At 66.4% G+C, this 7,450-nt stretch carries 7 protein-coding genes and 1 pseudogene; 3 read left to right on the forward strand and 5 right to left on the reverse strand.

Annotated features, from left to right (window positions below; all coding sequences use genetic code 11):
- Positions 1 to 70: 70 nt before the first annotated feature.
- From BIV23_RS32255 to BIV23_RS32265, 3 genes are all read left to right on the forward strand, one after another.
- Entirely contained in the window at positions 71 to 589 is a 519-nt protein-coding gene (locus BIV23_RS32255) for a GNAT family N-acetyltransferase (RefSeq protein ID WP_245790754.1), read from the forward strand.
- Positions 590 to 744: 155 nt separating this feature from the next.
- Positions 745 to 1,314, forward strand: coding sequence for a hypothetical protein (locus BIV23_RS32260; RefSeq protein WP_245790755.1), 570 nt, complete (start codon positions 745 to 747; stop codon positions 1,312 to 1,314).
- A 366-nt stretch (positions 1,315 to 1,680) separates the two neighbouring features.
- Positions 1,681 to 2,160, forward strand: coding sequence for a Type 1 glutamine amidotransferase-like domain-containing protein (locus BIV23_RS32265; protein WP_245790756.1), 480 nt, complete (start codon positions 1,681 to 1,683; stop codon positions 2,158 to 2,160).
- Positions 2,161 to 2,422: 262 nt separating this feature from the next.
- Here BIV23_RS32265 and BIV23_RS32270 read toward each other — a convergent pair whose 3' ends face one another.
- The 5 genes and pseudogenes from BIV23_RS32270 to BIV23_RS52465 all read right to left on the reverse strand — a co-directional run bounded on the left by BIV23_RS32270 (position 2,423) and on the right by BIV23_RS52465 (position 7,272).
- Positions 2,423 to 2,986, reverse strand: a complete 564-nt coding sequence (locus tag BIV23_RS32270; protein ID WP_071384529.1) for a DinB family protein — start codon at positions 2,984 to 2,986, stop codon at positions 2,423 to 2,425.
- Positions 2,983 to 3,669: a hypothetical protein gene (locus tag BIV23_RS49060; protein ID WP_143079154.1), complete on the reverse strand. Its 687-nt coding sequence runs from the start codon at positions 3,667 to 3,669 to the stop codon at positions 2,983 to 2,985. Before BIV23_RS49060 ends, BIV23_RS32270 begins: the two co-directional genes overlap by 4 nt.
- A 713-nt stretch (positions 3,670 to 4,382) precedes the next feature.
- Positions 4,383 to 4,463, reverse strand: a pseudogene (locus tag BIV23_RS49065) (NAD-binding protein); the annotation flags it as partial.
- Positions 4,464 to 5,410: 947 nt separating this feature from the next.
- Entirely contained in the window at positions 5,411 to 6,058 is a 648-nt protein-coding gene (locus tag BIV23_RS32285; protein ID WP_079173544.1) for a GNAT family N-acetyltransferase, read from the reverse strand.
- 407 nt (positions 6,059 to 6,465) lie between these two features.
- Positions 6,466 to 7,272: a hypothetical protein gene (locus BIV23_RS52465; protein ID WP_245790757.1), complete on the reverse strand. Its 807-nt coding sequence runs from the start codon at positions 7,270 to 7,272 to the stop codon at positions 6,466 to 6,468.
- Positions 7,273 to 7,450 lie beyond the last annotated feature (178 nt).

Consider the following 7,450-nt stretch of genomic DNA (forward strand, 5'->3'; position numbering starts at 1 on the left):
TGGCCACTGATCACGGCGACTGATCACGGTGCCGCCCCGTCACCCCAGAGACATGTCAGGAGACATGTGCGTGTCCGTGGCCGCCAGGCAGTCGCGCCGCCCTCTGCTCGGTGACGTGCGGATACGCCTGCGCGGCATCGAGCCCGACGACTGGACCGCGTTCATGCGCATCGCCGAGGACGAGGAGGGGTTGGGAGACCTGCTGAACCCATCGCGTTCCGCTGAGGGCTTCCGTGCCTGGGCGAAGGAGCAGGCCTCCGCCAAGTCCGACGGCGACGGCTTCCAACTCGCCATCGAAGCCGTCGACACAGGGGAACTGGTCGGTGCTGTCGGCTCGCACCACGCCGACCCACGTGCGGGCTGGTTCGAGTACGGTGTCACGATCGGCGCTGATCACCGGCGCAAGGGCTACGCGGCAGAGGCTGTGACGCTGGTGCTGCGCTTCATGTTCGCCGAGCGGCGCTACCACAAGTGCGAAGCTCGGATCTCCGTGCATCGGTGGTGCTTCATCGTCGACTGGGCTTTGTCGCGGCGGGCCGCCTCCGCGATCGCGTGTTCCTCGCTGGCCGACACCGCGATCTCGTCATGATGGGCATGCTGGCTGGCGAGTTCACCCGACTTCACTCGATGAGCGAAGTGTGAGTGCCCGTTCCTGAAGCTGCCGTGCCAGGCAGGACAGGGCACCGACGGACATCGTTCAGTTCGTGCTGTGGGCTTTCAGCCCACCCAAGCCTTGCATCCGACGTGGCCGAGCGGCAGGGTGAAGCCGTGATCATTCCCTTCTTACGTGACGACATGCAGGGTGCAGTAACGGTGACGCTGGAACGCGTCGATGATCCTGCTGCAGTTGGCAAGCACCCCTCAGCTGCCGGTTTCCCGTGCTGCACCGCCGTGGTGGACTATCCGGGCAAGGGTTATCGGGCCCTGTTCGGCTGGGTCCAGCTGGTGCGGTCGACGGACAACTCTTCCGCAGGGGCCGTGTTCGACATGGACCCGTTCTACCTTTTCGAGGACGCGCCGTCGCCCTACGCGTTCTTCGGCATCAATCCCACCCTTTTTGACGCACCGTCACGGGCTGAGCGGGCCGCCCTGAACTGGACGGCGCACAGCTATCTGGCATGGACACCGATGGATGACACCGAACGGCGCGTCGTCCCGCTCGCCGGCTTCTCTTGGGGGTTCGACATCGACTCGGCCAGTCGCATCACGTTGCAAGAGGTTCAGGCACTGACAGCTGTGGACTGGGACGCGCACCTGCCGTACCTGGGCTCTTCCTATCCCGGCTGGGCATTCGACAAGTGGCAGTCCAAGTAACGACTGCTGACGGTACCCGCCAGGACGCTCCCGCTGATCACGCCGCACGTTGCGCAAGGTGGTAAGGGGTACGGCATTCGGCGTGAGTGCCTGTTCCTGCTGCAGCCGTGACCTGGTGCCGCTGTGACGCGTTGGCGAACGGCTGGTCGATGACGCGCGCGGCCAGCACCTTGGAAAGGACATGATGAAGCTTCTTCTTACCGACTCAGGCATCAAGAACGCGAGCATCCAGGGTGCGCTGGTCGATCTCCTGGGCAAGCCGGTCGCCGCGTCCAGCGCTCTCTGCATCCCCACCGCGGGGTACGGGGGCCCCGGCGCCGATCCGGGCGGCCGTGGCGGTTCGTCAGCGGACGGTCGCGCAGCCCCATGACCGAGCTGGGGTGGAAGTCGGTGGGCGTGCTGGAGCTCACCGCGCTGCCCAGCATTGACGAAGCGCTCTGGGTCTCCTGGGTCCGGGAGGCCGACGTCCTGCTGGTCAATGGCGGTGACGCGCTGTACCTGTGCCACTGGATGCGGGAGTCCGGGCTGGCTGAACTCCTGCCGTCGCTGCCCGACATGGTCTATGTGGGACTCAGCGCCGGGAGCACGGTGATGAGCCCCCGTGTCGGGGAGGAGTTCGTGGGCTGGAAGCCGCCCGCCGGCGGCGACCGTGCGCTGGGCGTCGTCGGTTTCTCGATCTTCCCTCACCTGGATCATCCGGCGTGCCCGGACAACACCATGGCCGCTGCAGAACGATGGGCGGCCCAGATCACGGGTCCGGCGTATGCCATTGACGAGCAGACCGCCATCAAGGTGGCCGGCGGCACCGTCGAAGTGGTCTCCGAAGGCCACTGGAAGTTGTTCTAGCGTCTGTGCCAGGTCCTTGCGTGACACGTCGAGTGGTCTGTTGATCAGTTCAGGGGCTCGTCGCTTGGGGCGGATCCGTCCGAAGCGACGACTGGGCCGCGGGCGCCGTACGGTGGGCGTATGGGCAGGGACGGAGTGCCCCGGCTGCGTCTGGTTGTCGTCGCGGTCGACGGGGGCGCGCCACGGTTGTGCCGGGGGTGCGGTGCACCGTTGATGCCGTGGAGTCCACGTATCCGAAGCTCGATCGCCGGTTACCGAAGAGTCATACCCGGCGCGGTACGGCTCCGTCCTGCCAGCGGTAGAGGTCGCGCAGCAGGGAAATCTCGGCGCCGTGATGGATCAGCTCCTTGTTGACGTGCAGGACGATGCCCTCCATGGGGAACCGCTCGGGACCCACCGTGGGCGGATTCTCCAGGTCAGCGTCCGAGAGCTCGCGGACCCCAGCGTTCCATCTCCCATACATCTCATCGAGCTGTTTCAGCGCCTCGTCAGCGGTCCCCGCGTAGGCGAATGTCTGGAAGTCGACGTCCTGGCCGCCGAAGTGCCATCCGACCCGATAGCCCAGGCACGAGACGATGATGTGCGCCAGCCGCCAGGCAATCGTGGTCACCGGCGCAGGCACCGGGGCAGGGGACGCGGAGTCCACCGTCCACTCCCCCGAACCTGCCGACATCGGTGCGGCCGACGTGCCACGTGGGCGGATGCTCCAGCAGCCACGCACCGGCTCCCAGAAGTACTCCTCGTCGGTAAGACCCTCCAGCCGCGGCCGCAGGTTCTCGCGCCAGTACCAGTCCAACTGCTCCGCGAGCCGCTCGCTTCTTGTCATTGCCGCACACTACAGACAACGCGGATCTGGCTGCGCCCCTCGAGGACGCCGTCGCCAGCCGCGGGCCGCGAGAGGTTGTTTGACGTGAACAACCCGCGGCTGGCTGGGTGGGATCCAATGCCCCATTTGTAACAGCCTCGGCCGATGACATGACAGATGGTCAAGACCACAGACTCCCGCCCGTGATCAGCATGACGGCGGCCAGCCGGGCCTCGGACGCTTGTGTTCGGTCCCGCCAGAGCTCTGACCAAGGCGGCGTGGACGATCGGGTCTTGTTCGGCGTCGAGCCGCGTGCGGAAGGAGGCACGGACCGCGCGGTCGAGGTCAGTGGCGGCGGCCAGTGCGTAGGCGGCGCGGATCCGGATGGCAGGGTCGGGGTCGTGCAGAAGAGGCTTCAGGAGGGTGGCGTCGCCGGTGATCGCGGCCCGGGCTGCGGCAACCGACCAGCCCGCCGGGTAGCCGGTCACCTCGACGCCGTAGTCGGCGTAGTGGTCGTTGTACTGGGGGTTGGCGCGGTGGAGCAGCAGTTCGGCGCGGGAGGCGACGCCGAAGTAGCGGGCGCGAGCCGGGGAGGAGACTTCAGCGAGCGCGTTGGCACGGTAAGGGTGGCGGGTGTCGGCGGCGATCCGGATCAGGAACGGCACAGCAAGCACGGCGGCCGCCCGCATGTCGTTGGCGCACATGCCGCTCACAACACCCATTCCGGCGCGAACGGGCGAGCCGCCGGTGTGGAGCAGGCGAATGGCCTCCCTGACGTGATCGCCCTGGGGGGTAGTTCTCCCAGGGGACTTGGTCGAGCAGGAATCCGTCCTTGACCTCGGGCCGTATGGCGGCCACCACCGCACGCACATCGAACGGCCCACCCACGAACGAGGACAGGTCTGCCCCGTCCGTCAACGTCCGGCACATCGCGAACGTTGGATCGGTTCGCCACTCCCCCACGTCACATCACGTCACATCACCCCACCGCTGAGTCCGATCGGACTAGATCATGCCTGAGCGGACCGACATTGCTGTCGAGGCGCTTCCCTCGCACCGCAGGGGCGAACGCGAAGCTGGCATTTCCCCGGGCAGGCCACACGGACGCGGGGTTGTCAGGCTCGCCTGTTCGAAGCTGGACGTTAAGCGACAAGCTGAGCCACCACAAGAACCCACGGCTGGCATAGGAGTTGCGGGACGAACTCATGGAGAAGTTCCCGGACCGCGACCCCACCTCGCAGGTGGTGCGGAACACCTTGGAATCCCTGGTCGCCAAGGGGCGCATCCGACGTCACAAGCAGCAGCGTTCCGTCATGTACACCCTGGTGAAGACGGGCATAGGCGGAGACCGCCGCCTGACATCTGCGCGCGTTGTGGGATTGGTGCGGACGGTGGGCGCCTTCGGCTGGCGCGACGTCCGCTCCAGCAGGGTGACCCGGCTGCCCAGGGCCTGCCAGGCGGCGGCCATCTCGACGCCCACCACACCGGCGCCGACGACCGCCGGACCGATGTGACGAGCAAGCTCGCGCTCGGCGTCCATATGTGTGTGCGTCGCCGAGCCGCTACGTGTTTTCAGCGCGCGATGAGTTGGGAGGGCCCGCCACGAGGCCTCTCTGTAAGCACCCAGACCCAAAAATCGCTGCGCCACGATCGAAGCCGTTTCCCGGAGAATCGTTCTGAGCGAAGAATCGAACTGTTTGAATCCGGAAAGGTTATCGTCTGATATGCCTGATTCGCGGAGTGAGGAGGCAACACTGACGGACGAAGCCGACGACGGGGACACGCAGACCGAGACCGAGTCCGGGTAACTCCTCGATGTCGTGCGGATCGTCGTCGGTGTCGCCTCCCCCACCCCTGCGGTGGCCGTCAGCGATCGCGCGGAACTCCTTGCGCTGCCCCGGCGGCAGGAAGGTGGTGAAGGACTCGGCCCAGCGGAAGAGTCCCCGTAGACCTATTACGGCGTAATAGCTCAGCGAGGTTCATCAGGCCGGGCCACTCCCCCACCGCCCTCTCGCTGAAGGGGTCAGAACCTATTACGGCGTAATAGCCGGAGGGCGGTTCTCCCAACGGCATTGCCCAGCCAGAGGAGCGGCAGCCCCGACCGGGGTGTTGTGATCGTATGCCGCAGCAGCCGGGCTCGATGCCCTACCAGCGCGCGATGATGGCGCTGGCCTCGGTCGGCGGGGCTCGGTATCCGGCCCACCTCCCGGTCGTGCTGGTCCGAGCAAGGCCGGCCCGAGCGGCATTCCGCGACCTACCACCGCACCCACGGAGTGCGCTACTTCCATGGTTGCTACTCGATCGGCGACGACATCCTGGGGGCAACCGACGCAACAAGGGCGCCTGCGGCAGTTCATCGTCGCCAACTCCAACCACCGCAACCACACCGTCCAGACGCGGGACGTTCCACAGAGCACCAAGGATGAGCTCTACGCCGCTAGAAGGTCACGCCAGGCCGAACCATGGCAGGCACTCCGGCAGCCCTTCCATCTTCACGGGGACCAGCTGGTGTTGTTGCCACTGTTCAGCAGTGAGGCGGAGCCTGCGCAGTACGGCGGGCTTGGCGCGTACGGCATGGTTTTCAATGCCGTCGTCGTGATAGCCGAGCTTGCGCGAAACCTCCAGCGAGGCCGCGTTGTCGGCATACGCCCCGGAAACGGCATGCTGTGCACCGAGTCCGGCGAACGCCAGGTGAAGGACGGCCGCCCGCATCTCAGTCCCCAGGCCCTGGCGGTGATAGGCCAAGCCCAGCCAGGAGCCAGTGCTTACCTCACGACGGACCGAGAAATCCCGGGCACCGATGCCCTGCGTACCAACGACGATGCCGTCTCGCACGACCACCAGGTTCAATTCCCAGTTCTCCGGCTGCCACTCGCCCCAGCAGCGCCAGTGGTACTGCAGGACACTCCGAGCACGCTGCTCGGGCGTGACATCGGTCCATGCCACGGTGAACGGCTGCACCGCCGGATCATGCACACCGTCGGCTGCCAACGAAGCCAACGCGGCAAGATCATCCAGGTTCGGCAACCGCAGCTCCAGGCGCGGCGTGGTCAACCTCAGGCCCGCAAGCGGCCAGTGGGTCAGCAGAGTCATGACCAGGGATTCTTCCCGCTCCCAGCCCATCGTGACCACTGGATTTGCGAGGGGCGTGCTGCGGATCCTACGCCCCAACCCGGTGGACCTATTCGGTCACAGCACTAGCCGACGGCGCTCGGCCCGGCAGCCCACGCGTCCCTCACGCCTATTACGGCGTAATAGCCATGCCAGAGGAACGGCGCCGCCGCCCGCTTGCTCCCCGCTCGGCTGCTGCCGCGTCACCGATGGTCGGGCGCAGGCTATTACGGCGTAATAGGTAGGCGGAGCGACAGGAGCGGCAGCCGCGCTGAGCCGCTTCGACGAATGGCTGCGACCAGCTCGTGCAGAGCGCCAAGCGGGGCCTGACTCGGAACGATGAAACGCCCGGGCAGTGCTTGAGCCATTGTCGTATGGCGCGCCGCCTCTCACTCTTGGAGCTGCACCGCAGCCGCCAGGGCCACACGTGCCCCCTCTGTCAGCGCTGCTGAACGTGCCGTGCGCTTCTCCACATTGGACAGGGCTCGCAGGGCGGCGTCGAGATAGCGGCTGAGGCTCATCATTTGCAGGGGTGTCTGGCAGTGGGGGAGTACGGCCTCGATCTCCTCCATCCAGTAGTCGGCGTCCTCGTCCCGTTGCAACGACTCGCGCTGCTCCAACAGTCGAGTGGCAACCGGCACCAACAACTCGTGTCGTCGCTGAGCCGCTTCCTGGGCACGACGCTCGGCGGCCCGCTCCAGGGCCAGGCGCTGCTCGGCTTTGAGTACCGCCTCAGGCGTCCGGCGTACTGGATGTGCTTGGGGAGTCCCGTCGGTGAGTTCGACGGCCTTCAGCCGCTTCGCCTTGTTGTAGGCCGCGCTCGGCGCAGCCACCGCCAACGCGGGAGCCAGCTCCAGCCATGGGGCTCCGGCTCGACGGGCGTCGTCCACCGCCCGTACCTGATGGATCTCGGTCTGCTCGCGCAGGTACTCCCACAACTGCACGCGCTTCAGCGCTGCAGCTCGCTGAACCTCGGGGGGCTGCCTCCGAAGCGCGTGGACGTTCTTCTCCGCGTACAGCAGCGCACCGAACAGTTCGTCATCGGCGGGCATGCGCTCCACAGCGGGGTCCTCAGCGTCCTCGTGCATCTGACGCAGCTCGCCGACAACGGCCGGAGCGTCGAGAGAACCGATCCTCATAGGGGCTTTGAACAGCGGTTTTGTGGCACGGCTCGTGGTCCGGGCGCGCTTGGTCATGGCGACATCCTGCCCCACCGAACCCTCTTTCACAGAATGTGAATCACCTCCTTGAGGGACCGGAGGGGGGTAGGCGTAAGAGCGACCAGCATGCTCGGCCATGCCCTCGGCCTGGGCCTATTACGGCGTAATAGGTCGAGGGCCAACTCCGCGGGGGGGTGCCTCTATGTCTTTCGTC

It is taken from the genome of Streptomyces monashensis, from assembly GCF_001866665.1.
Taxonomy (GTDB): Bacteria; Actinomycetota; Actinomycetes; order Streptomycetales; family Streptomycetaceae; genus Streptomyces; species Streptomyces monashensis.

Excerpts from the sequence above, each read along its gene's own strand:
- BIV23_RS32265 (WP_245790756.1), top strand. The coding sequence starts at position 1,681 with ATGACCGAGCTGGGGTGGAAGTCGGTGGGCGTGCTGGAGCTCACCGCG.
- BIV23_RS32270 (WP_071384529.1), bottom strand. The coding sequence starts at position 2,986 with ATGACAAGAAGCGAGCGGCTCGCGGAGCAGTTGGACTGGTACTGGCGC.
- BIV23_RS49060 (WP_143079154.1), bottom strand. The coding sequence starts at position 3,669 with ATGTGCGCCAACGACATGCGGGCGGCCGCCGTGCTTGCTGTGCCGTTC.
- BIV23_RS32285 (WP_079173544.1), bottom strand. The coding sequence starts at position 6,058 with ATGACTCTGCTGACCCACTGGCCGCTTGCGGGCCTGAGGTTGACCACG.
- BIV23_RS52465 (WP_245790757.1), bottom strand. The coding sequence starts at position 7,272 with ATGACCAAGCGCGCCCGGACCACGAGCCGTGCCACAAAACCGCTGTTC.